This is a genomic window from Komagataeibacter melomenusus (assembly GCF_013155395.1).
GTDB lineage: Bacteria > Pseudomonadota > Alphaproteobacteria > Acetobacterales > Acetobacteraceae > Komagataeibacter > Komagataeibacter melomenusus.
In genome coordinates this window covers 1-23,566 of the sequence record NZ_JABJWC010000047.1, presented here as the reverse complement: position 1 = coordinate 23,566, position 23,566 = coordinate 1, and the positions used below count along the sequence as shown (strand labels likewise).

The window sequence follows — 23,566 nt, the reverse complement described above, 5'->3', positions numbered from 1 at the left end:
TTTGTGTGGGGTCGGGGCTGTCGGTCGGGGGGGTCATGTTCATTTGCCTTGTGCCTTGCCACCTTTGCCAGCCTGGTTGGGAATGACCAGGCCACTCACGCGCGAGCCGGGGTTGTCGGTCAGGGTCGAGATATCGGTATGCAGGTTCACGATGGCCGATGTGCCGCTGACCTGATTTTCCCCACGGGTGATATGCACGTTGCCCACCAGTCGGGCAATGCCCGTATCGGGCACGTACACGCCCCGGTCGCCGGTTATGGTCTCGGTGCGGGTGCGGATGATGATGTGGCCGAAGGCATCGACATGGTCCATCGTGCCCGCGCCGGGCGATGGCTTGTCATCCGCTGCCGCGTCCTCCGGCGTGGTGGCGTCGTCGGGCAGGGGGTTCTTGCCGTTGGGGTGGGTCTGTTTCCATTCCTTGCGCTTGTTGCTGCGCTCGGGCTTGGGCTTGTCGTAGCCCACCAGCACGTCGGCGCGGATCTGGCGGCCGTCATTTGTGGTCATGGTGGCGTTGCCGCGCGCGACCGACATATGCTCGTGCGAGTGATATTCCAGCACGTCGCGCGCGGTCAGGATGTCCTGCGGGGCGGTCATCTTCAGGTGCTCGCCGGTCATGACCAGAATGGCCTGGTCCACGTCATACACCGCATGGTCGCCCCAGGCCTGGTCATTGAGGTTGAAGGCATGCACGTGGCCAATCGCCTCAAGGCGGTAAACCTCGCTCGATCCGCCTGACGAGCCGCCATCGCCCGCAGCGCCCCCGCCTGCCGCATCACCCTGCCCATTGCCCTGCGCCGTGCCCGCAGCCGCGCTGGCGGGGCCATTGCTGGGCGCGCCGATGGGGTCGGGCCGGTCGGGGATGGGCAGGTCCTGCGGCAGCACGTCGGACGGGGTGGCGAGGTTCGTATCCACGTCGGGGTCGCTGGCGGTGGCCGTGGTGGCGTCGGGCGTGCTGGCCGGTGCGGGCGTGCTCGTGGCGCCAGCGGGGGCGGGCGTGTCATCGACGATATGGGGCCTGCGCGTCTCGGGCGGGGGGGCGACGCCAAGATGGGCGGCAAGCGGCGCGTCGGGGCCGGGCGGGCGGCCTGCGGCCTGCGTGCCCGCTGCCGCGTTCGTGCCGGCTGCTGTCTGCGCCTGCCCCGGTGCGGGTGTCGTGGCCGCCTTCTTGCGGTAGAAGGCGATGAGCTTGTCGGCGCGCACGGTCACGTCGCCCCGGATGGCCTGGGCGCGGTCATAGGCGGTGACGGTCTGCGCGTTCTGGTCCCAGTCAAAGCCGCCTGCCGCGGTGACATTGATCTGCTGGCCATGCGACATGTCAAGCCCCTGCGCCATGGCGGGGGCGGCCACCACCAGCCCGAGCAGGACGCCGCCAAGCGGCAGGTGAGGGAGGAGGCGCGCCATCAGTTCGATCTTTCCGCTGCATTGAGGATCATGCGGCCCGGACCGCGAAACAGCATGATGCCGCCGCGTGTATCCACCATGCCGCCGCGCGCGTCGAGCACGCCCACCGGGCCTTCGGCATGGACCCAGCTATCGGTTACGATGATGTTGTGGCGCATGTCGACATCGGCCGTGGGGCTGAGCATGAGGGTTCCGTCATTGCGATAGAGGGTGACGTCACGCGTCAGGTCCAGCAGCTGGGTGTGCTGCATATACACGCCATCGCGCGCGGTCACATACAGCCAGTTGCCGTTATCGGTCAGGGTATCGGCGGCAGGGTTGCTCAGGTCGATGCGCTCGGGGTCGACCTGGCGGGCCTCGTCGGCGGTGATCATGTAGGGGCGGCCATGCTCGTCGAGGCCACGATAGGTGGGGTTGAGCATGCTGCCGCTTTTCACGCGCACGCGGCTCATCTGCGCCATGGTGCCGGTATGCATGATCACCGCGCGCTCGACCGCGGGCCATGCGGCGATCGAGCCGAGCAGCACCAGGGCCAGCAGCGGCAGCATCCACTTGGCCGAGCGCATGATGGCCTGCCTGCGCGCCTGGTCGGCGGCATTGGGCAGCAGGCGCGTGCGCGTGCCCTGGTCGAATATGCTGCGCTGGCGCTCGATATCGGCGGCGCTGCGGGCATAATCCTCGCGCTGGATGGCGGTGTCGGGATCGGTGCCGTCGTCCCTGTCTTCGGGGCGGTCGGTCATGCAATGCCCGCGCGCAGCAGGTCGTGCAGGTGCACGATGCCCACCGCATGCCCGCCTTCATCAAGGGCGAAAATGCTCGAGATCGGGCGCGGGCGGTCGTTCATGATCCGCAGCGCCTCGGCGGCCAGCAGGTCGGGGCCGATGGTCTGGGGCGCGGGGTTCATGATGTCGGCGGCCCGCGTGTGGTCAAGGTCGCGGCCCAGGGCCAGGCGCAGGTCGTGGTCGGTAATCAGGCCGAGCAGGCGGCCATGTGCATCCACCACGCCCATGCAGCCAAACGCCTTGCGGGTCATTTCCACGATCACGCGGCGCAGGTCCATGTCGGGCGCGCCAAGGGGCATGCTCTGGCCGGTATGCATCAGTTCGCTCACCCGGCGCAGCCGCGTGCCCAGCCGCCCGCCGGGGTGGAAGATGCCGAAGTCACTGGCGCTGAAGCCCCGGCGCTGCAGCAGCACGATGGCCAGCGCATCGCCCAGCGCAAGCTGCATGGTGGAACTGGTGGTGGGCGCAAGGCCGATGGGGCAGGCCTCGGGCGCATGGGGCAGCAGCAGCACGATGTCGGCCGCCTGCGCCAGCGTGGAGCCCGCGCGCGCGGTCATGGCGATGAGCAGCAGCCCGAACCGGCGGGCATGCGAGATGATGTCCGCCATTTCCGCCGTCTCGCCGGAATTGGACAGGGCCAGCACCGCATCGCCCTTCTGCAGCATGCCCAGATCCCCGTGCGAGGCCTCGGCCGGATGCACGAAAATGGCGGGCGTGCCGGTCGAGGCAAGGGTGGCCTGGATCTTGCGCCCGATATGGCCCGACTTGCCCATGCCGGTCACCACCACGCGCCGGTTGCCCGCCCAGATGCCCTCGACCGCCGCGATGAAGGCCGCGCCCAGCCCGCCATCACCGGCCGTGCCGTCTTCCATTGCGGCGATCATGGCTTCCAGCCCGGCGGATTCGGCGCGCAGCACGGCGCGGGCCTCGCGCAGCATGCGGGCAGGCTGGCCAGCGTCATCGCCCGTGGCGGAGGGAGGGGGAAGGGGGCTGCTATTCATGCACGATCTGTATCGGTCTGAATGGGTTCCCGGTCAAACCGGGCATGGGGCATCAGGCGGCCCGATGCGCGAAAATGTCAGGATCCTCGTAGCCCAGTATATCAAGCCGTGCGCGCGTGGGCAGAAAATCGTAGCAGGCCTGCGCCAGTTCACGCCGCCCCTCGCGGTGCAGCAGGGCCTCGAGCTTCGCCCACAGCGCATGCAGGTACAGCACGTCGGAGGCGGCATAGGCCAGTTGCTCGGGCCTGAGCACGTCCGCCCCCCAGTCCGATGACTGCTGCTGCTTGCTCAGTTCCACGCCCAGCATCTCGCGGCACAGATGGGCCAGGCCGTGGCGGTCGGTATAGGTGCGCACCAGCTTCGAGGCGATCTTGGTGCAGATGGCGGGGGCGACCGTAATGCCCAGCGTGTATTGCAAGATGGCCACGTCAAAGCGGGCGAAATGCATGAGCTTGGGCAGGGCCGGGTCGGCCAGCACGCGCATGAGGTTGGGGCAGTCGGCCGCTTGCGCGCCTTTGGGGATCTGCACCAGATGGGCGTGGCCATCCCCGCCTGAAAGCTGCACCAGGCACAGCCGGTCACGGTGCGGGTTGAGGCCCATCGTTTCCGTATCCACTGCAACACTGCCGCTGAAGGTGACATGCGCGGGCAGGTCGCCACGATAGAGGTGAATGGCGTCGGGTGATGGGCTTGTGGCCATATGTGAAATGCTCCGTCACGCAATTGAATTCACGGTGGCAGGTCTGCAACGCAACCGCAAGCAGGGCAATCCGTTGTGTCGTAACGCCTGCCTGTGCCCACGGTGGCCGGGGCCGTGAAGGATGTGCTCGGGGCGGTTTACACCAATTCCGGCTGCGGAACAGGCAAAAAGATAACGGGACACGCCCGTGATGGGCTGTCCTGACCGCCCCCGGAGGGGAGTGATATTCAGTTTTGAGAGATGGTGCCCAGAAGAAGACTCGAACTTCCACGACCTTGCGGCCACAGGTACCTGAAACCTGCGCGTCTACCAATTCCGCCATCTGGGCTCAGAGGCTCCCCAGCGGAGGCCGCCGGGGTGGTGTGAGCGCTGTTTAGTCCGCCCGGTGGTGGTGGTCAACAGGGTAAATGCATTTTTTTGAAATCAGGCGCATTTTTTCTTCCTGCACCTGGCAGGCGGCCCGTGCGGTCGTGGCCGTGCGGACAAAATGGCTGGGAAGGCGTTGGCAAAGGATGCCAGAACAGGAGCACGAAAACGATCATGGATCACGGACAGGAGCAGGCCATGGCACGCAAGGTGGCAACGGTATTTGGCGGGAGCGGATTCGTGGGCCGTTCCGTGGTGGGGCGGCTGGCGCGGGCCGGCTACGTGGTGCGCGTGGCGGGCCGCACGGCGGCGCATGCCGCGACCCTGCGCATGCTCGGCGATGTGGGGCAGGTGGTGCCTGTCGTCGCCTCCGTCACTGATGAGGCCGCCTGCGTTGCCGCCATCGAGGGCAGCACGCTGGTCATCAACCTTGTGGGCGTCCTCTCCCCCCATGGGGCGGCCACCTTCGAGGCGATCCATGTGGCGGGCGCGGCACGGATAGCGCGGATCAGCGCCGCCGCAGGTGTGGAGCGGCTGATCCATGTCTCGGCCATCGGTGCGGACGTGAACAGCCCATCGGCCTATGCCCGCAGCAAGGGCGAGGGGGAGGCGGCGGTCAGCCGCCACATGCCGCAGGCGATCATCATCCGGCCCTCGCTCATTTTTGGCGTGGAGGGGGCCATTCCCGCCATGTTCGCCCGCATGGCGCGCTTCATGCCGGTGGTGCCGGTCTTTGGCCCGGCCACGCGCTTCCAGCCCGTATGGGTGGGCGATGTGGCCGAGGGCATGCTGCGCATCGCCACCAGCGAGGGCATGGAAGGGGCGATCTTCGAGTTCGGTGGCCCCGTGGTCATGACCATGCGCCAGCTCGTGGCCTGGGCGGCGCGGTGGGGCGGGCATCCGCGCCCGCTCATCGCGGTGCCGCGCTGGCTTGCCACGCTTCAGGCCAGCGTGCTCGAGCACCTGCCGGGCAAGATGCTGACCCGTGACCAGGTGAAGCTGCTTTATGTCGATAACGTCGTGGCCCCCGGCGCCCGCACGCTCGAGATGCTGGGCATAACACCGTCGCCCATGGATCTGGTGCTGGACTGATTTTTGGCGCGCAAGGGGAGAATTTCGCGTATTTCTGGTCTTTTCCTGCGTTAAGGTCAGTACTGCTGTCTTTTCTTTGGGCAAGGCGTTGCGTAGGTCATGTGCGACACCGGGCGCGCCTGTCGTGCCTGACGCCTTCCTTCCATTATGCAGACCAGGGGCAGACCGATGGCCGAGCGCATGCTGAAATTCGTCTCCGTGGCGCAGGAGCAGCCCGACAAACGGCCTGCCGAGACGCGCCGCAAGGACTTCAACGAAATTTACGATGAGTTCGTGCCCGCAAAGGCCGCGACGCAGGCTTCGCGCTGCTCGCAGTGCGGCGTGCCGTTCTGCTCGGTGCACTGCCCGCTGGGCAACAACATCCCCGACTGGCTGATGATGACGGCGGCAGGGCGGATGGAGGAGGCGTATGAACTGTCGTCGGCCACCAACACCTTCCCCGAAATCTGTGGCCGCATCTGCCCGCAGGACCGCCTGTGCGAAGGCAACTGCGTGATCGAGGAAGGATTCGAGAGTGTGACCATCGGCGCGGTCGAGCGCTACATTACCGATACCGCCTTTGATAACGGCTGGGTCAAGCCGGTCAAACCGGTGGCCGAGCGCGATGAGAGCGTTGCCATCATCGGTGCTGGCCCCGGTGGGCTGGCCGCTGCCGTGCAACTGCGCGAGCAGGGCTACCAGGTGCATGTCTATGATCGCTACGACCGCATCGGCGGCCTGCTGATGTATGGCATCCCCGGCTTCAAGCTGGAGAAGGACATCGTGCTGCGCCGGCATAAGCTGCTGGTGGAATCGGGCATTCACTTCCACCTCGGCAAGGGCATTGGCGATACCGATGGCGCGGACAGCATCGCGTTTTCCACCCTGCGCGCGCGGCATGATGGCGTGCTGATCGCCACCGGCGTGTACAAGTCGCGTGACATCGGCGGCCCTGGTGCGGGGCTTGGCGGCATCGTGCGCGCGCTCGATTACCTCACCGCCTCCAACCGCGTCTCGCTGGGTGACAGGGTGGCGGACTACGACAATGGCGACCTGAATGCCGCGGGCAAGTCGGTCGTGGTCATTGGTGGTGGCGATACGGCCATGGACTGCGTGCGCACCGCCATCCGGCAGGGGGCGAAGTCGGTCAAATGCCTCTACCGCCGCGACCGCGCCAACATGCCCGGCTCCGTGCGCGAGGTGAAGAACGCCGAGGAAGAGGGCGTGGAGTTCGTCTGGCTCGCAGCCCCCCAGGCATTCGAGGGCGAGGGCCATGTGAGTGGCGTGCGCGCCAGCCGCATGAAGCTCGGCCTGCCCGATGCCTCGGGCCGCCAGTCGGTCGAGCCGGTGGAGGACAGCGCGTTCACGCTCGAGGCCGACCTCGTGGTCAAGGCGCTGGGCTTCGACCCCGAGCCGCTGCCCACGCTGTGGGGCCAGCCGGAGCTGGAAGTCTCGCGCTGGGGTACGCTCATGGTGGACCGTAAAACATTCATGACCAGCCTGCCCGGCGTGTTTGCCGCGGGCGATATCGTGCGCGGGGCCAGCCTTGTGGTGTGGGCCATCCGCGATGGGCGCGATGCGGCAGCGCAGATGCATGAATGGCTGGAAGAAATGACGGCCGCACAGGCCGAGGTGGCGGAGTAAGCATGATGGATCAGTTCGAAAACCAGTCCACCGATTTCGTGCAGGAATGGCGCGACAACGCGCAGGCCATTTCCGGCCTGTACACCCCGGCCGACGAGCATGATGCCTGCGGCGTGGGCATGGTGGCGGCCCTTGATGGCAAGCCGCGCCGCGACGTGGTGGAAGCAGGCATCGCAGCACTCAAGGCCGTGTGGCACCGGGGTGCGGTCGACGCCGACGGCAAAACCGGCGACGGCGCGGGCATCCATGTCGAGATCCCGCAGGATTTCTTTGCCGATGCCATTCATGCAGGCGGCGCGGAAAGCGGCGTGGACAGCCAGATCGCGGTGGGCATGATCTTCCTGCCCAAGACCGACATTGCCGCCCAGGAGCGCTGCCGCCAGATCATCGAGAGCGAGATCCTGGCGTTTGGCTACAGCATCTATGGCTGGCGTCAGGTGCCCATCAACACCGACTGCATTGGCGAGAAGGCCAACGCCACCCGCCCCGAGATCGAGCAGATCCTGATCCGCAACCTGCCCGGCAGCGGGGAGGAAGAATTCGAGCGCGACCTGTACGTGATCCGTCGCAAGATCGAAAAGAGCGCGATCGCCAATCAGGTCGACCTGTATGTGTGCTCGCTGTCATGCCGCTCGCTCATCTACAAGGGCATGTTCCTCGCCGAGCACCTGACCGAGTTCTACCCCGACCTGCTCGACCCGCGCTTTGTCAGCCGCTTTGCCATCTACCACCAGCGCTACTCGACCAACACCTTCCCCACATGGAAGCTGGCCCAGCCCTTCCGCCGCCTTGCCCATAATGGCGAGATCAACACCATCTCGGGCAACGTGAACTGGATGAAGAGCCACGAGACGCGCCTGGCCGACCCCATCCTTGACCCCTACATGGATGACCTCAAGCCCGTGGTGCAGGCGCAGGGCTCGGACACGGCATGCTTTGACAACGTGTTCGAACTGCTGACCTTTGCAGGCCGTGACGCGCCGATGGCGCGCTGCCTGATGATTCCGGCAAGCGTTGGCGGCAACTCCGCCATGCCGCAGCGCCACAAGGACATGTATTCCTACTGCAACGCCGTGATGGAGCCGTGGGATGGCCCCGCCGCCCTGTGCGCTACCGACGGGCGGTGGATGGTGGCGGGCCTTGACCGCAGCGGCCTGCGCCCGCTGCGCTACACGCTGACCGCGGGCGGCCTGCTGATCGTGGGCTCCGAGACGGGCATGGTGAAGGTGCCCGAGGCCGAGATCGTCAGCCGTGGCCGCCTCGGGCCGGGGCAGTCGCTCGCACTCGACCTGAAAACCGCGAAGCTCTACAGCAATGAAGAGCTGCTCGATGAACTCTCGCAGCGGCAGGATTTCTCGGCCTGGGTCAAGCGCACGCAGGAAATCTCGAGCATTGTGCGCCCCGATGGCAGCGAACCGGTTCTGTACGGGGCCGAGATGCTGCGCCGCCGCCAGCTTGCCGTGGGCATGACGCTGGAAGACCTCGAGACCATCCTGCAACCCATGGTGGAGAACGCCGCCGAGGCCATCGGCTCGATGGGCGATGACACGCCGCTTGCCGTGCTCTCCACCCGCTACCGCGGGCTTGCGCATTACTTCCGTCAGGCCTTCAGCCAGGTCACCAACCCGCCCATCGACAGCCTGCGTGAAACGCGGGTGATGAGCCTCGTGACCCGTCTTGGCAACCTTGGCAACATCCTGGAGGAAAACGAGAGCCAGTGCGACCTGCTCCAGCTTCCCTCCCCGGTGCTGACCACGGGCGAGTTCCAGGCGCTGGTCGAGTTCTGTGGCAAGAATGCCTGCATCATCGACTGCACCTTCCCCGCCAGCGAGGGCGAGGCCGGGCTGCGCAGCGCCATCGCGCGCATCCGCGCCGAGGCCGAGGACCGCGTGCGCCAGGGCTGCACCCATGTGTTCCTGACCGATGAGCACCAGTCCAGCGAGCGGGCCTATATCCCGATGATCCTCGCCACGGCGGCGGTGCACACGCATCTGGTGCGCCAGTCGCTGCGCACGTTCACCTCGCTCAACGTGCGCTCGGCCGGGGCGCTCGACGTGCATGCCATTGCGGTGACGATTGGCGTGGGTGCGACCACGGTCAACCCGTACCTGGCGCAGGAAAGCATTGCCGACCGCCACCGGCGCGGCCTGTTCGGCCAGCTTTCGCTCAGCGAGTCGGTAGAGCGCTACCGCAAGGCGGTCAACAAGGGCCTGCTCAAGATCATGTCCAAGATGGGGATTTCCATCGTGGCGTCGTATCGCGGCGGCTATAATTTCGAGGCCATTGGGCTCTCACGCGCGCTGACGGCGGAGTTCTTCCCCGGCATGCCCTCGCGCATCTCGGGCATCGGCCTGACCGGCATCGCGCGCAATGTGCTCAGCTTCCACCACAAGGCGTGGAACAAACAGGTGGAAACGCTTTCCGTCGGCGGGCGCTACAAGCTGCGCCGCAGCGGGGAAGTGCATGCCTTTGATGGCAACCTGATCCACATGCTGCAAACGGCGGTGGGCACCGGCAGCTTCTCCATCTACCAGCGTTATGCCGATGCGGTGCGCCGCCAGCCGCCGGTGGCATTGCGCGACCTGCTCGACTTCCGTGGCGGGCGCACGCCCATTCCCGTGGAATCGGTCGAGAGCATTACCGAACTGCGCAAGCGCCTGATCGCACCGGGCATCTCGCTTGGCGCGCTCAGCCCCGAGGCGCATGAGACGCTGTCGATCGCCATGAACCGCATCGGCGCCAAGTCAGATTCGGGCGAGGGTGGCGAAGACCCGGCCCGCGCGAAGCCGCGCCCCAATGGCGATAATGCGTCCTCCGCCATCAAGCAGATCGCCTCGGGCCGCTTTGGCGTGACCGCGCAGTACCTCAACGACTGCCGCGAGATCGAGATCAAGATGGCGCAGGGTGCGAAGCCCGGCGAGGGCGGGCAGTTGCCCGGCTTCAAGGTGACCAGCCTGATCGCGAAGCTGCGCCATGCAACCGAGGGCGTGACCCTGATCTCGCCGCCGCCGCATCACGATATCTATTCGATCGAGGATCTGGCCCAACTCATCTACGACCTCAAGCAGATCAACCCCGAGGCCACCGTGACCGTGAAGCTGGTCGCACGTTCGGGCATCGGCACGATTGCGGCAGGCGTGGCCAAGGCCAAGGCGGATGCGATCCTGATCTCGGGCCATTCCGGTGGCACGGGGGCGAGCCCGCAGTCTTCGGTCAAATACGCGGGCATGCCGTGGGAGCTGGGGCTGGCGGAGGCGCATCAGGTGCTGATGCTCAACCGCCTGCGCCACCGCGTGAAGCTGCGCACCGATGGCGGGCTGAAAACCGGGCGCGACGTGGTGATCGCCGCCATGCTGGGTGCGGAAGAATTCGGCATCGGCACGGCCAGCCTCGTGGCCATGGGCTGCATCATGGTACGGCAGTGCCACTCCAACACCTGCCCCGTGGGCGTGTGCGTGCAGGACGAGGAACTGCGCAGGAAGTTCGAGGGCACGCCGGAGAAGGTGATCAACCTGTTCTCCTTCATTGCCGAGGACGTGCGCAACATCCTCGCATCGCTGGGCTTCTCCACGCTTAACGAGATCATCGGCCGCACCGACCTGCTGCATCAGGTGCTGCGCGGGGCGGACTATCTCGATGACCTCGACCTCAACTCGCTGCTGGCGCAGGCCGATCCCGGCCCCTATGGCCGCTACTGCACGCGTGAGGGCCGCAATGAGGTGCCCGAGACGCTGGATGCGCAGATGATTGCCGATGCGCGCCCGCTGTTCGACCATGGCGAGAAGATGCAGTTGCAGTACAACGTGCAGAACACGCATCGCGCCATCGGCACGCGCATCTCCTCGCTCATCGTGCGCCAGTTCGGCATGACCAAGCTCGCACCGGGCCACCTCACGGCGCGGCTGCGCGGCTCGGCGGGGCAGTCGCTCGGCGCGTTCGCGGTGCAGGGCCTCAAGCTTGAGGTGCTGGGTGATGCGAACGACTACGTGGGCAAGGGGCTCTCGGGGGCGACCATCGTGGTGCGGCCGTCGCCGTCTTCCAGCCTCGTGTCGAACGAGAACGCCATCGTGGGCAACACGGTGCTGTATGGTGCCACCGCAGGCGCGCTGTATGCCGCAGGGCAGGCGGGCGAACGCTTTGCCGTGCGCAACTCGGGCGCTGTTGCGGTGGTCGAGGGGTGCGGGTCGAACGGGTGCGAATACATGACCGGCGGCACGGTGGTGATCCTGGGCGAGACGGGCGACAATTTTGGCGCGGGTTTCACCGGCGGCATGGCCTTCGTGTATGACGCCAGCGGCACGTTTGCCGAGCGCGTGAACCCCGATACGGTGATGTGGTGCCGCGTGCATGACCCCAAATGGGAGGCCGTGCTGCGCGAACAGGTCGAGACCCATGCAAGCGAGACCGGCAGCCGCTACGCCGAACTGCTGCTGCATAATTGGGACAAGACGCTGCCGCGCTTCTGGCATGTCGTGCCGAAGGAATATGCGAAGGTCATCGGCTTCGAGGCCCCGGCGCTGGCGGTTGGCGCGTAAAGGCAACGCACTTCACATCATGGCGGGGCCGGGCAGCAATGTCCGGCCCCGTCTGCATCAGGGCACAATATCGGGCGGTGGGGTCGCATAGCAGGGCGGGACGCACTAGATTCACATCATGGAATCGCGGGGCCGGTGCTGGTGCGCAGGCTTCGCCCGATCTGATGGTTGGTGCCCGATCTATGTTCAAAGCGAATTTTCCTGCCTCCCTGTCTGCCCCGCGCAGCGCCGATGCCCAGGCCCCTGCAACCCCGTCCGGCCTTGCCGGCCTGCCGCGGTGGGACCTGTCGGACCTGTATGCCGCGCCGGATGCCCCCGAACTCGCCACCGACCTTGATCAGGCCGAGGCCGATGCGCAGGCCTTCAGCACCGCATGGCAGGGCAGGCTGGCCAGCCTGCCGGGCGCGGAACTGGCGCAGGCCATTGCCGAATACCAGCGCATTGACGAGGTGCTGGGCCGTGCGGGTTCTTACGCCCAGCTTCTGTTCGCGGCCAATACGTCGGATTCCGGCGTGGCGCGGTTTGCGCAGTCGATCAATGAGCGGCTGACCACCATCTCCACGCATCTGCTGTTCTTCACGCTCGAGATCAACCGCATCGATGATACGGTGCTGGCCGCCCAGATGAGCGATGCGGCGCTGGCGCACTGGGCGCCTTTCCTGCGCGATTTGCGCGTGTTCCGCCCCTATCAGCTTTCCGATGAGGTCGAGGCGGTCCTGCACGAGAAATCGGTCACGGGCGCTGCGGCATGGAACCGCCTGTTTGACGAGACGATGGCCGGCCTGCGCGTGCGCCTGGGCGGCGAGCAGGTCACGCTGGGCAATGCGCTTGATTCCATGTCCAGCCCCGACCGCAAGCTGCGTGCTGCGGCGGCCAGCGCCATTGGCGATGAACTGGGCCGCAACGTGAAGCTGTTCTCGCTCATTACCAACACGCTGGCCAAGGACAAGGCCATCATGGACGGGATGCGCCACTACCCGCGCCCCACCTCGGCACGCAACTGTGCCAACATGGTGGAAGACGAGGTGGTGGATGCGCTGGTGCAGGCCGTGACCGAAGCCTATCCCCGCCTGTCTCACCGCTATTACGCGCTCAAGGCCAAATGGCTCGGCCTTGAAAAGCTGGAATACTGGGACCGCAACGCCCCCCTGACCACGCAGGATGAACCGCTTATCCCGTGGGCGGAGGCCACAAGGCAGGTGCTCGGCGCCTATGAAGGCTTCGACCCGCGCATGGGCGAGGTGGCCAAAAAGTTCTTCGACCACGCATGGATCGATGCGCCGCCCGTGCCCGGCAAGGCTTCAGGCGCGTTTGCCCACCCCACGGTGCCCTCCGTGCACCCCTACCTGCTGCTCAACTATCGTGGCCGCACGCGCGATGTGATGACGCTGGCGCATGAACTCGGCCATGGCGTGCATCAGGTGCTGGCGGGCAGGCAGGGCTACCTCATGTCCAGCACGCCGCTCACCCTGGCCGAGACCGCCAGCGTGTTTGGCGAGATGCTGACCTTCCGCGCCCTGCTCGATGCCCAGACCGATCCCGCGCGGCGCAGGCTGATGCTGGCCGCCAAGGTGGAGGACATGCTCAACACCGTGGTGCGCCAGATCGCGTTCTACCGTTTCGAGACACTGGTGCACGAGGAACGCCGCAAGGGCGAACTCCTGCCCGCGCGCATTGGCGAGATCTGGCGCCAGACCCAGGCCGAGAGCCTTGGCCCGGCATTCAACTTCACGCCAGATTATGATGTGTACTGGACATATGTTCCGCATTTCATCCATTCACCATTCTATGTGTACGCCTATGCCTTTGGCGATTGCCTGGTAAACGCGCTATACGGGGTGTTCCGGTCCGGGCATCCTGGTTTTCAGGACAAGTATCTCGACATGCTCAAGGCTGGCGGAACCCTGCGGCACCGCGAACTTCTGGCCCCCTTCGGGCTGGATGCGGCCGATCCGGGGTTCTGGCAGAAGGGGCTGGATGTGATCGCCGGATTTATAGATGAACTGGAGCGTGTCTGACGTGGCGGATGAACGGAATCTCGATAATACCGGCCTGTTTGGTGAATTCCGCCGCATGGTGCGCACCTCGGGCACGGTGGGCGGCATTGCCGCGCGCATTGCCGGGCACAAGATGGGCTTCCGCTCCAACCAGGGCGTGCATGCCGAGGACCTGAAAAGCGTGCTCGGCGGCCTCAAGGGGCCGTTGATGAAGGGCGCGCAGCTTCTCTCCACCATTCCCGGCGCCCTGCCCGAGGAATATGCCAAGGAACTGGCCCAGCTCCAGGCCAACGCGCCGCCCATGGGCTGGACCTTCGTGCGCCGCCGCATGGCCGCCGAACTCGGCCCGAACTGGGAGCGCAACTTCCGCTCGTTCGACCGCACGGCCTCGGCTGCCGCAAGTCTGGGGCAGGTGCACCGCGCGGTGCTGCCCGACGGGCGGCAGGTGGCGTGCAAGCTGCAATACCCGGACATGAAATCGACCGTGGAATCCGACCTGCGCCAGTTCCGCATGGCCGTGGGCCTGTTCTACCGCCTTGACAGCACCATCTGCCAGGATGACGTGCTCGAGGAACTGCAGGACCGCCTGTACGAGGAACTCGACTACCAGCGCGAGGCCGCCAACATGCGGCTGTATCGCATCATGATGGCGGACTGGCCCGACGTGACCATTCCCGAACCCATAGACAGCCTGTGCACGGCCCGCCTGCTGACCATGGAATGGGTCAACGGCCAGGGCATGCAAAAGGTGCTCGACGCCAATCCCACGCAGGAGCAGCGCAACAGCATGGCGCGCGCCCTGTTCCGCGCGTGGTATGCGCCGCTGTACCGTTACGGCGTGATCCATGGCGACCCGCATATGGGCAACTTCACCGTGCGTGATGATTACGGCATCAACCTGCTCGACTTCGGGGCCATCCGCATTTTCCGCCCGCGTTTCGTCCAGGGCATCATCGACCTGCACAGGGCGATCGAGACGGATGACGAGGATCTGGCCATGCAGGCCTATGAGGCATGGGGCTTTGTCAACCTGTCGCGCGATACGGTGCGGGTACTCAACGAGTGGGCGCGCTTCATCTACGGCCCGCTGCTCGATGACCGCGAGCGCTTCATTCAGGAAGATAACGACCCGCAATATGGCCGCGCCGTGGCCGAGCGGGTCTATAACGGCCTCAAGCGCACCGGCGGCGTGCAGCCCCCGCGTGAATTCGTGCTGGTTGACCGCTCCGCCGTGGGGCTGGGCAGCGTGTTCCTCCGCCTCAAGGCCAAGGTGAACTGGCATGCGCTGTTCCAAGAACTGGCAGGCGACTTCAACGAGGCGGCCCTTGCCACCCGTCAGGCCGCAGCCCTGCGCGCCGCCCGCGTGCCGCCGCCGCTTGGCGCGCAGCATTAAAGGGGACGGCAGGGCATCACCGGCCATGGCCCTTGCGGCCGGGCCGGTGACGCCCCACTTGGTGTAGCTATGGCAACAGCATCACGCAAAAAGAAGAAAACCACCGACATCGACCCCGCCGACATGCCGGTCACCTTCCAGCCCGAGCGGCAGGCGGCCAAGCCCAAGGTCAACAAATTCAGGGTTCATTCGCCCTATGAACCCGCGGGCGACCAGCCCACCGCCATTGCCGAACTGGTGGCGGGCGTGGAGGCGGGCGAGCGCGACCAGGTACTGCTGGGTGTTACGGGTTCGGGCAAGACCTTCACCATGGCCAAGATCATCGAGGCCACGCAGAAGCCCACCCTCGTGCTGGCGCCGAACAAGACGCTGGCCGCCCAGCTTTATGCCGAGATGAAGCAGTTCTTCCCGGACAACGCGGTCGAGTATTTCGTCAGCTACTACGATTACTACCAGCCCGAGGCCTATGTGCCCCGCTCGGACACGTATATCGAAAAAGACAGCCAGATCAACGAGCAGATCGACCGCATGCGCCATGCCGCAACGCAGGCGCTGCTCGAGCGCAACGATGTCATCATCGTGGCCTCGGTGTCGTGCATCTACGGTATCGGCTCGGTCGAGACCTATTCGCGCATGGTGGTCAAGCTTGAGGTGGGCGGCGAGATCGCGCGTGACAAGCTGATCAAGGCGCTGGTCGAACTGCAGTACCGCCGCAACGATGCCGCCTTCCAGCGCGGCACCTTCCGTGTGCGCGGCGAGACGATCGATGTCTTTCCCGTGCAGAACGAGGATCGCGCCTGGCGCATCAGCCTGTTTGGCGACGAGATTGACGAGATCAGCGAATTCGACCCGCTGACCGGCGAGAAGACCGGCGATCTCGAAACCATCAGCATTTACGCCAACAGCCATTACGTCACCCCCCGCCCCACGCTCACGCAGGCCATGACCGGCATAAAGCAGGAACTGCGCGACACGCTGGCCACGTTTACGGCGGAGGGCAAGCTGCTCGAGGCCGAGCGCCTGCAGCAGCGCACCACGTTCGACCTCGAGATGATCGAGACCACCGGCGTGTGCAAGGGCATCGAGAACTATTCACGCTACCTGTCGGGCCGCGCGCCGGGCGAGCCGCCGCCCACCCTGTTCGAATACCTGCCCGAGGATGCGCTGCTGATCGTGGATGAAAGCCACGTGACCGTGCCGCAGATTGGCGGCATGGAGCGCGGGGATCACGCGCGCAAGTCCGTACTGGCCGAATTCGGCTTCCGCCTGCCGTCCTGCCTCGACAACCGCCCGCTCACCTTTGCGGAATGGGACAAATTCCGCCCGCAGAGCCTGTTTGTCAGCGCCACTCCCGGCCCGTGGGAGATACGCCGCACCGAGGGCGTGTTTGCCGAGCAGGTGATCCGCCCCACCGGGCTGATCGACCCCGTCACCATCGTCCGCCCGGTCGAGCACCAGGTGGATGACCTGCTGGCCGAATGCCGCCAGACCATTGCCGATGGCGGGCGCGTGCTGGTCACCACCCTGACCAAGCGCATGGCCGAGGACCTGACCGAATACATGAACGAGGCGGGCATCCGCGTGCGCTACCTGCATTCGGATGTGGATACGCTCGAGCGCATCGAGATCATCCGTGACCTGCGGCTTGGCGCGTTTGACGTGCTGATCGGCATCAACCTTCTGCGTGAGGGGCTGGACATTCCCGAATGCTCGCTCGTCGCCATTCTTGATGCTGACAAGGAAGGCTTCCTGCGCTCGCGCACCTCGCTCATCCAGACCATTGGCCGCGCCGCGCGCAACGTCGATGGCCGCGTGCTGCTCTATGCCGACAAGATGACCGACAGCCTGGCCTACGCCATCGAGGAGACCGCGCGCAGGCGCGAAAAGCAGAGCCTGTGGAACGAGGAGCACGGCATCACCCCGCAATCGGTGCGCAAGCATATCGGCGAGGCCATTTCCTCGGTGTTCGAGCAGGATTATGTCACGGTCGCCCCCACGGCCGATGGCAGCGTGCAGGAAATGGTGGGCAAGGACTACAAGGCCGCCATCGCTGATCTGGAAAAGAAGATGCGCGAGGCCTCGGCGGAACTGGAATTCGAGACCGCAGCCCGCCTGCGTGATGAAATCCGCAGGCTCGAGGCGCTTGAACTGGGCATGGAGCCACCACCGCTGCCGCAATCGAGCGCTGGCATGCCGGGCACAAGCCCCAAGGCCATTGCCCGGCGCAATCGTGGCCCCGTGCCGCTCGGGCCGGGCGGCGGCGGGTATGACCCCGATCAGGCCAAGGGAAGGGGCAGGCGCCGTGGGCGATAGGGCCATGCCGCCATGCGCGGGGCAGCATGAACGCGAGATGTCTGCAACGCTGGAACTCCAGGCAGGCGCCGCCCGCCTTGGCCTGCTGCCTGATCTTGGCGGCAGCATCGCCTTCTGGCGCAGCGGGGCGATGGAGTTCCTGCGCCCGGTGGCCGACCCCCACCTTATTGCCCAGCATGGCCGGGCTGTTGCGGGGTATCCGCTCGTGCCGTTTTCCAACCGGGTGGCGGGCAACCAGTTCCGCTTCGAGGGGGTGGATTACCACCTTGCGCCCAATTTTGGCGGCGAGGACTGCGCCATTCATGGCAATGGCTGGCAGCACCGCTGGCGCATTGCCATGCTGTCGGACAGTAGCGCCACGCTCTCGCTCGACCACGCGCCCATCGGCCCGCGCGCAGGGGAATGGCCATTCAGCTACCGCGCCCAACTGCGTTATGACCTGCGCGAGGCCGGGCTTTCGATCGGCATCCTGATCGAGAACACCGATACCCGCAGCCAGCCCGTGGGCATGGGCTTTCACCCCTATTTTCCCCGCCATGCCGGGCTCAGGGTCGGGTTTGCGGCCAGCAGCGTGTGGACCAGCGCGCCCGACCACCTGCCGTTGCTGCGCATCCCGGCGGAGGGGCCGTGGTCGTTCGCCCATATGCGCGACGTGGGGGAGGCGGCGATTGACAACTGCTATGCCGGCTGGTCGGGCAGCGCCTTCCTGCGCTGGCCGCGCGAGGGCTATGCCCTGACACTCGAGGGCAGCCCCGAACTGCGCCATCTGGTGCTGTTTACGCCGCCCGGCCAGCCCTATATCGGGCTGGAGCCGGTCAGCAACATGAATGATGGCTTCAACCGCATGGCCATTGCCGATAGTGGGGTGCGCGTGCTCGCTCCCGGCCAGAAGATGGAAGGGCATATCCGCATGACGGTGGCACGATGCTGAAGACCCGTGCCGCGACCAGGGATGGCAAGCCCGCAACCGGCGGCCTGTCATGCTACATCACGCCCGCGGGCATCGAGGCGATGCGGCGCGAACTCAATGCCCTGCTGCGCGATGAACGGCCGAAGATCGTTGAAATCGTATCATGGGCGGCAGGCAATGGCGACCGCTCGGAAAATGGCGACTACCAGTACGGCAAGCGCCGCCTGCGCGAGATCGATCGCCGCATCCGCTTCCTCACCAAGCGCATCGACAACGCCATCATCGTCGATCCCGCCGCCCAGCCCCGGCGCGACCGGGTCTTTTTTGGCGCGCGCGTAACCTACGCCACTGAACGCGATGAGGAACGGACCGTTACCATCCTCGGCGTGGACGAGGCGGATATGGCGGCGGGGCAGGTCAGCCTCGTCTCGCCCGTGGCCCGCGCCCTCATGCGCGCGGGCGTGGGCGATGAGGTGAAACTGGTCACCCCGCGCGGGGAGGAAATGATCGAGGTGCTCGCCATCGCTTATCCGCCTTTACCCTGAAAGGGGGGCTGGCCGTGGGGCGGAAGGCATATTATGACATTTGGCTGCCGGTGGTTGCCTTTCGTTACCATCGGCTCGAACCGGACCTGTTCCGCGCGGAGAAACTGATCCTATGTCACGCCCCCTGAAGGTTGCCGTCCAGATGGACCCGCTTGGCGGCATCGATATCAACGGTGATTCGACATTCGCCATGATGCTTGAGGCGCAGGCCAGGGGTCATGAGCTGTTCGTCTACCAGGTCGAGGCGCTGAGCCTGAGCGAGGGGCGGGCCACCCCGCAGGGCCACCGCACGGACCGCGTGAGCGCCCGCGCCCGCCCGGTCAGGGTGCAGCGCAGGGCGGGCGACCACGCCACCTTCGGCCCCGAGCAGGTGATCGACCTTGGCGGCATGGACGTGATCCTGATGCGCCAGGACCCGCCGTTCGACATGGCCTATATTACCGCCACCCACATTCTCGAGCATATCCACGGCATCGGCCCGGACCGCGCGCTGGTGGTGAACAACCCCGCTGCCGTGCGCAACGCGCCCGAGAAGATCCTGGTCACGCATTACCCCGACCTCATGCCCCCCACGCTGGTGACATGGGATGTAAGGGCGATCCTGGAATTCCGCGCGAAATGGCGCGACATCATCGTCAAGCCGCTGTTTGGCAATGGCGGCGCGGGTGTCTTCCGCATCCGCGAGGATGACCCCAACCTCAACGCCCTGCTGGAAATGCACTTCGCCCGCTCGCGCGAGCCACTGATGATCCAGCGCTACGAACCCGCCGTGCGGCAGGGTGACAAGCGCATCATTCTCGTTGATGGCCAGCCCGTGGGCGCCATCGACCGCATCCCCGCCGAGGGCGAGACGCGCTCGAACATGCATGTGGGCGGCAGGCCCGTGCGGGCGGTACTGACCGCGCGTGACCGCGAGATCTGCAACGCGATCGGCCCGATGCTGCGCGAGCAGGGGCTGATCTTTGTCGGCATTGACGTGATCGGGGAATGGTTGACCGAGATCAATGTCACATCGCCAACCGGCCTGCAGGAAATTGACCGTTTTGACGGCATCAATACCGCAGGCCTGATATGGGATGCGATCACATCCCGTCTGGTCGCAGGCGGTGTGAACGCGTAGAAATTGAACCGGTGTTCATGACAGGCACGATGGTCGTGCCTGTCGCGCCCAGTGGCGTGGCACCGGATAGGGATTACAGGCAGTTGCGCGGGCCGTGTGGCGCGTGGGCAGGTCAGGTGGAATTGTAATGCAGCACGATGGGACGGATTTGATCATGGCAGACGCAGCGCGGAAGGGGGCTGGCCATGCCCTTTTCCATGGTCACGACATGGGGGCGGCCCGATGAGCGATGTCCTGCCCGAAGCCGCCGAGAAGGTCGTGGATATCCCGTCCCCCCGTTCCGCGATGGATGCAAACGCGGTCAAGGCGGCCTATCGCCGCTGGGCCAGTGTATATGACGCGCTGTTCGGCAGCATTTCCACTTTCGGGCGCAAGCGCGCGGTCGAGGCGGTGAACAGCCTGCCCGGCACCAGGGTGCTGGAAGTGGGCGTGGGCACCGGCCTGGCCCTGCCGTATTACCGGGCTGACAAGCGCATTACCGGCATCGACCTGTCGGGTGACATGCTCGAGCGCGCCCGCCAGCGCGTGGCCCGCATGCGGCTGGCCAATGTCGATGCCCTGCTGGAAATGGATGCCGAGGCCACCGGCTTCGAGGATGGCGCGTTCGATATCGCGGTGGCCATGTTCGTGGCCTCGGTGGTGCCGCACCCGCGCGCGCTGCTTGCCGAACTCAAGCGCGTGGTCAGGCCGGGCGGGCATATCCTGTTCGTCAACCACTTCCTGGCCGAGGGCGGGGTCAGGCTTGCGGTCGAGCGCGGCATGGCGCGGGCCTCGCACTCGCTGGGCTGGCACCCCGATTTCGCCATTGAATCCCTTCTGCCGCCTGCCGACCTGCGCCGCGCCACCCTGCAACCGGTGCCGCCCGCAGGGCTGTTCACCCTTGTCACGCTCGATCGTGAGGCGGATGACTGCGCCAGCCCGATGGTGGCCTGAGCCACACGGGCACAGCCCTGCCCCAGCGGCAGGGCTGAAATGACAATTGCGCGACCACACGGGCGGCCCACAGGGTCGTTTTTGTGTAGAAGTCGCGGTATATGATGAAATCATGGTAACGATTGGCCATGCCATAAGCGGCGCATGGCAGCAGGGAGTACATCGTATGCCCACAGGCACACAGTTCGGGGCGGATGCGGTGCAGGGTGCGGGGGCCTGTCGCTACAGGACCATCGGCATGCTGTACCTCGTCATGGCCATTGTGGCGGGCCTTGTGGGCGGTTTGCTGGCGGTCGGGCTTCAGGCTGGCCTGCTGCCCCATGCCCTGCTCGATGCTTGGGCCGGGGGCGACACGCCCGGCGCCATGGAGCGCATCGCGCGGCGCCATGGCATGATGATGGTCTTCTTCTGTGCGCTGCCGGCCCTTACGGGCGGGTTTGGCAACTGGTTCGTGCCGCTGCTGCTGCGGGCCCGCGCGCTGGCGCTGCCGCGCGTGGCGCTGGCAGGCTGGGCGCTGGTCGCGGCCAGTTTCGTGGCGGTGCTGGCCGGGCTTTCGCCCGCGCTGCCCGCGCAGGTTTCGCTGCTGGCACTGCTGGGCTGGTGCCTGGGCATGCTGATGCAGGGCATCTGCATGGTGGCGACCGTGCTGAACATGGGCCCGATGGGCCAGCGCCTGCGCGACCTGCCGCTGTTCGTATGGGCGCAGGGGCTTGCGGGCATGATGGCGGTCATGGTCATGCCGGTCATGGCGGGGGGGCTGACGCGCATCTGGCTGGCGGGCGGCGATGTTTCCGCTCATATCGATGCGCTGCTGCATGCCTTCTCCGGCCCCGAGATTGCGCTGCTCCTGCTGCCGTCCATCGGCATCGTATCGCAGGTTGTCGAGACCTTCTGCGCCCGCCCGCTGCAGATGCCGCGCCTTGTGCTGGGGGCGCTGGTGGTCATGTCGGTGGGGGGCAGTTCCGTCTGGGTGCATGACCTGCTGCATGGCGGGCTTGCGCATCTGGCAGCGCCTTCGGCCGCCGTGCAGCTTGGGCTGATCGTGGCACCGGTGCTGGTCGTGCTGGTGGCCTGGGCGCAGACGGTGCGGCTGGGCCACATGCGTGCCTCCGTGCCGATGGAATGGGCGGTGGGCTTCGTGGCCCTGCTGCTGGCAGGCTCCGTCATGTCGCTTATGCCCGGCGGCATGGCCGATGTGCATGCCGCAACGCTGTATGCCGCCGTCTTCGCGCTGTTTGCGGGCTTCTATTACTGGATTGGCAAGATGGTGGGCCATGTGGCGCCGGTGGGCGCAAGCCGCCTGCATTTTGCGCTGACGGTGGGTGGAACCGTGCTGTCGCTGCTGGCGTTCCATGGGGCGCTGGGCGTGCTGGGTGCGGTGCTGATGGGCCTGTCGGTGCTGGTGTTTGCAGGCATCGTGGTGCAGGCGGGCCTGCGCCCCGGCAGCACCCTGCCGGATAATTACTGGGGGCCGGGTGCCCGCACGGCAGAATGGCAGGTACCCTCCCCCGCGCGCGAGAAGGCATGACCATGAGCGGCACCGTTACCAACCCGGCCAGCGAGGCCGCCCTTGCCTATGATTCCAGCCGTGTCGGCACGCTGGCGCGTGACTGGCTGCTGCTGCTCAAGCCGCGCGTCATCTCGCTGGTGGTGTTTACCGGTGCCGCAGGCCTGGCCATGGCGCCGGGGCCGATCAACCCGCTGGTCGCTGCCGTCAGCATCCTGTGCGTATGCATGGCCTCGGGGGCGGCGGGCGCCATCAACATGTGGTATGACCGCGACATCGATGCGGTGATGAAGCGCACCGTCACCCGCCCCATCCCCGATGGGCGGATCGCGCCGGATGCGGCGCTGGGCTACGGCATTGGCCTTTCGGTGGCGTCCGTCATCCTGCTGTGGCTGGCCACCAATGCGCTGGCGGCGGGCATCCTTGCGTTTTCCATCTTCTTCTATGCCGTGATCTATACGATGTGGCTCAAGCGTTCGACACCGCAGAACATCGTGATCGGCGGGGCGGCGGGCGCCTTTCCGCCCATGATCGGGTGGGCTGCGGCCACGGGGTCGATGGCCATCATGCCGGTGGTCATGTTCGGCATCATCTTTTTGTGGACACCGCCGCATTTCTGGTCGCTGTCGCTTTATGCGTGCAAGGATTACGGGCGGGCGGGCATTCCCATGCTGCCCGTGGTCAGGGGCGCGCGGCATACGCGCTGGCAGATCCTGTGGTACACCATCATCCTCACCGCCATCTCGCTGGTGCCGTCTTTCATGCACCTGGCGGGCTGGCTGTACACGGTCGTGGCCAGCGTGCTCGGCGCGGGGTTCATCCTGTGTGCCATCGGCGTGCTGCGTGACAGGCAGGATGCCAACGGGGTGAGCCTGACGGGCGATGGACCGGCGCGCCGGTCTTTCCGCTATTCGCTGGCCTATCTGTTTTTCCTGTTCCTTGGCCTGCTGGCGGACCACGCCTTCATTGCCCACTGAGCGGGCTGTTTTCACCTACGGGAGACCAGGCTTATGGAACAGGCAGTAACCGCGCAGGCAACCCCGCAGCAGGAAGCGCAGGAGGCGCTGCGTCGGCACAGGGGGCGCATCAAGGCCGTGGCCGTTACGCTCTCGGCGCTGGCGGCGATCCTCTACGCGCTCAGCCTCGCCCCGCTGTAAAGGGAACAGTGTAAAAGTTTTTGGTGACGCTTTTTTCAAAAAGCTTCAAGGAATGCTGCCTTTCTGGGGTCTGTTTGGAATTGATTTTTCACAAGGTCCCTGATGTGCTTTAAACTGCATATGGATCGCTTGATATTGACGGATGCCCAATGGGCGAAAATGGAACCGCTGTGCCTTGGCAAGCAAACGGA

At 65.8% G+C, this 23,566-nt stretch carries 17 protein-coding genes and 1 tRNA gene; 13 read left to right on the top strand and 5 right to left on the bottom strand.

All coding sequences use genetic code 11. From position 1 onward, the window contains the following. Positions 1–39 precede the first annotated feature (39 nt). The 5 genes from HNW77_RS14460 to HNW77_RS14440 form a co-directional block, all read right to left on the bottom strand. The gene (locus HNW77_RS14460; protein WP_172158567.1) at positions 40–1,401 is read right to left on the bottom strand and encodes a hypothetical protein; all 1,362 of its coding nucleotides are present in this window, start codon (positions 1,399–1,401) and stop codon (positions 40–42) included. Continuing rightward, complete coding sequence (gene lptC / locus HNW77_RS14455) at positions 1,401–2,141, bottom strand: LPS export ABC transporter periplasmic protein LptC (RefSeq protein ID WP_172158565.1); 741 nt, start codon at positions 2,139–2,141, stop codon at positions 1,401–1,403. Before lptC ends, HNW77_RS14460 begins: the two co-directional genes overlap by 1 nt. Then, a complete protein-coding gene (locus tag HNW77_RS14450) occupies positions 2,138–3,184 on the bottom strand; it encodes a KpsF/GutQ family sugar-phosphate isomerase (RefSeq protein ID WP_172158563.1) in 1,047 nt (348 codons plus the stop codon). The genes lptC and HNW77_RS14450 overlap by 4 nt, the downstream gene beginning before the upstream one ends. A gap of 52 nt (positions 3,185–3,236) precedes the next feature. Beyond that, positions 3,237–3,884: a ribonuclease D gene (locus tag HNW77_RS14445; RefSeq protein ID WP_172158562.1), complete on the bottom strand. Its 648-nt coding sequence runs from the start codon at positions 3,882–3,884 to the stop codon at positions 3,237–3,239. 241 nt (positions 3,885–4,125) lie between these two features. After that, positions 4,126–4,212: transfer RNA gene (locus HNW77_RS14440), tRNA-Leu, on the bottom strand. A 236-nt stretch (positions 4,213–4,448) separates the two neighbouring features. Between HNW77_RS14440 and HNW77_RS14435 the strand changes: the two genes are divergently transcribed. The 13 genes from HNW77_RS14435 to HNW77_RS14375 all read left to right on the top strand — a co-directional run bounded on the left by HNW77_RS14435 (position 4,449) and on the right by HNW77_RS14375 (position 23,375). Continuing rightward, positions 4,449–5,342 carry a complex I NDUFA9 subunit family protein gene (locus HNW77_RS14435; protein ID WP_172158570.1) on the top strand — a complete coding sequence of 298 codons (894 nt, stop codon included), beginning with the start codon at positions 4,449–4,451 and terminating at the stop codon, positions 5,340–5,342. A gap of 168 nt (positions 5,343–5,510) precedes the next feature. Further along, the gene (locus HNW77_RS14430) at positions 5,511–6,965 is read left to right on the top strand and encodes an NAD(P)-dependent oxidoreductase (protein WP_172158560.1); all 1,455 of its coding nucleotides are present in this window, start codon (positions 5,511–5,513) and stop codon (positions 6,963–6,965) included. Positions 6,966–6,967: 2 nt separating this feature from the next. Beyond that, on the top strand, positions 6,968–11,500 hold the full coding sequence (gene gltB, locus HNW77_RS14425; protein WP_172158559.1) for a glutamate synthase large subunit: 4,533 nt from the start codon (positions 6,968–6,970) through the stop codon (positions 11,498–11,500). Between the two features lie 182 nt (positions 11,501–11,682). Next, positions 11,683–13,518, top strand: coding sequence for a M3 family oligoendopeptidase (locus tag HNW77_RS14420; RefSeq protein WP_241694495.1), 1,836 nt, complete (start codon positions 11,683–11,685; stop codon positions 13,516–13,518). Continuing rightward, positions 13,499–14,890 (top strand): ABC1 kinase family protein, encoded by a 1,392-nt coding sequence (locus HNW77_RS14415; RefSeq protein ID WP_172158555.1) that lies wholly within the window; start codon positions 13,499–13,501, stop codon positions 14,888–14,890. The genes HNW77_RS14420 and HNW77_RS14415 overlap by 20 nt, the downstream gene beginning before the upstream one ends. 69 nt (positions 14,891–14,959) lie before the next feature. Beyond that, positions 14,960–17,203 carry an excinuclease ABC subunit UvrB gene (gene uvrB, locus HNW77_RS14410; RefSeq protein ID WP_172158554.1) on the top strand — a complete coding sequence of 748 codons (2,244 nt, stop codon included), beginning with the start codon at positions 14,960–14,962 and terminating at the stop codon, positions 17,201–17,203. A gap of 37 nt (positions 17,204–17,240) precedes the next feature. Then, positions 17,241–18,134 (top strand): aldose 1-epimerase, encoded by an 894-nt coding sequence (locus HNW77_RS14405; protein WP_172158568.1) that lies wholly within the window; start codon positions 17,241–17,243, stop codon positions 18,132–18,134. After that, on the top strand, positions 18,128–18,658 hold the full coding sequence (greB, locus tag HNW77_RS14400) for a transcription elongation factor GreB (protein ID WP_172158552.1): 531 nt from the start codon (positions 18,128–18,130) through the stop codon (positions 18,656–18,658). Before HNW77_RS14405 ends, greB begins: the two co-directional genes overlap by 7 nt. A gap of 112 nt (positions 18,659–18,770) precedes the next feature. After that, entirely contained in the window at positions 18,771–19,778 is a 1,008-nt protein-coding gene (gshB, locus tag HNW77_RS14395; protein ID WP_172158550.1) for a glutathione synthase, read from the top strand. Between the two features lie 222 nt (positions 19,779–20,000). After that, positions 20,001–20,711 carry a class I SAM-dependent methyltransferase gene (locus HNW77_RS14390; RefSeq protein WP_172158548.1) on the top strand — a complete coding sequence of 237 codons (711 nt, stop codon included), beginning with the start codon at positions 20,001–20,003 and terminating at the stop codon, positions 20,709–20,711. Positions 20,712–20,877: 166 nt separating this feature from the next. Continuing rightward, positions 20,878–22,239, top strand: coding sequence for a cbb3-type cytochrome c oxidase subunit I (locus tag HNW77_RS14385; RefSeq protein ID WP_172158547.1), 1,362 nt, complete (start codon positions 20,878–20,880; stop codon positions 22,237–22,239). A 2-nt stretch (positions 22,240–22,241) separates the two neighbouring features. Further along, a complete protein-coding gene (locus tag HNW77_RS14380) occupies positions 22,242–23,195 on the top strand; it encodes a heme o synthase (RefSeq protein ID WP_110566611.1) in 954 nt (317 codons plus the stop codon). Between the two features lie 33 nt (positions 23,196–23,228). Further along, positions 23,229–23,375 (top strand): hypothetical protein, encoded by a 147-nt coding sequence (locus HNW77_RS14375; RefSeq protein WP_172158545.1) that lies wholly within the window; start codon positions 23,229–23,231, stop codon positions 23,373–23,375. The last annotated feature ends 191 nt before the right edge of the window (positions 23,376–23,566 follow it).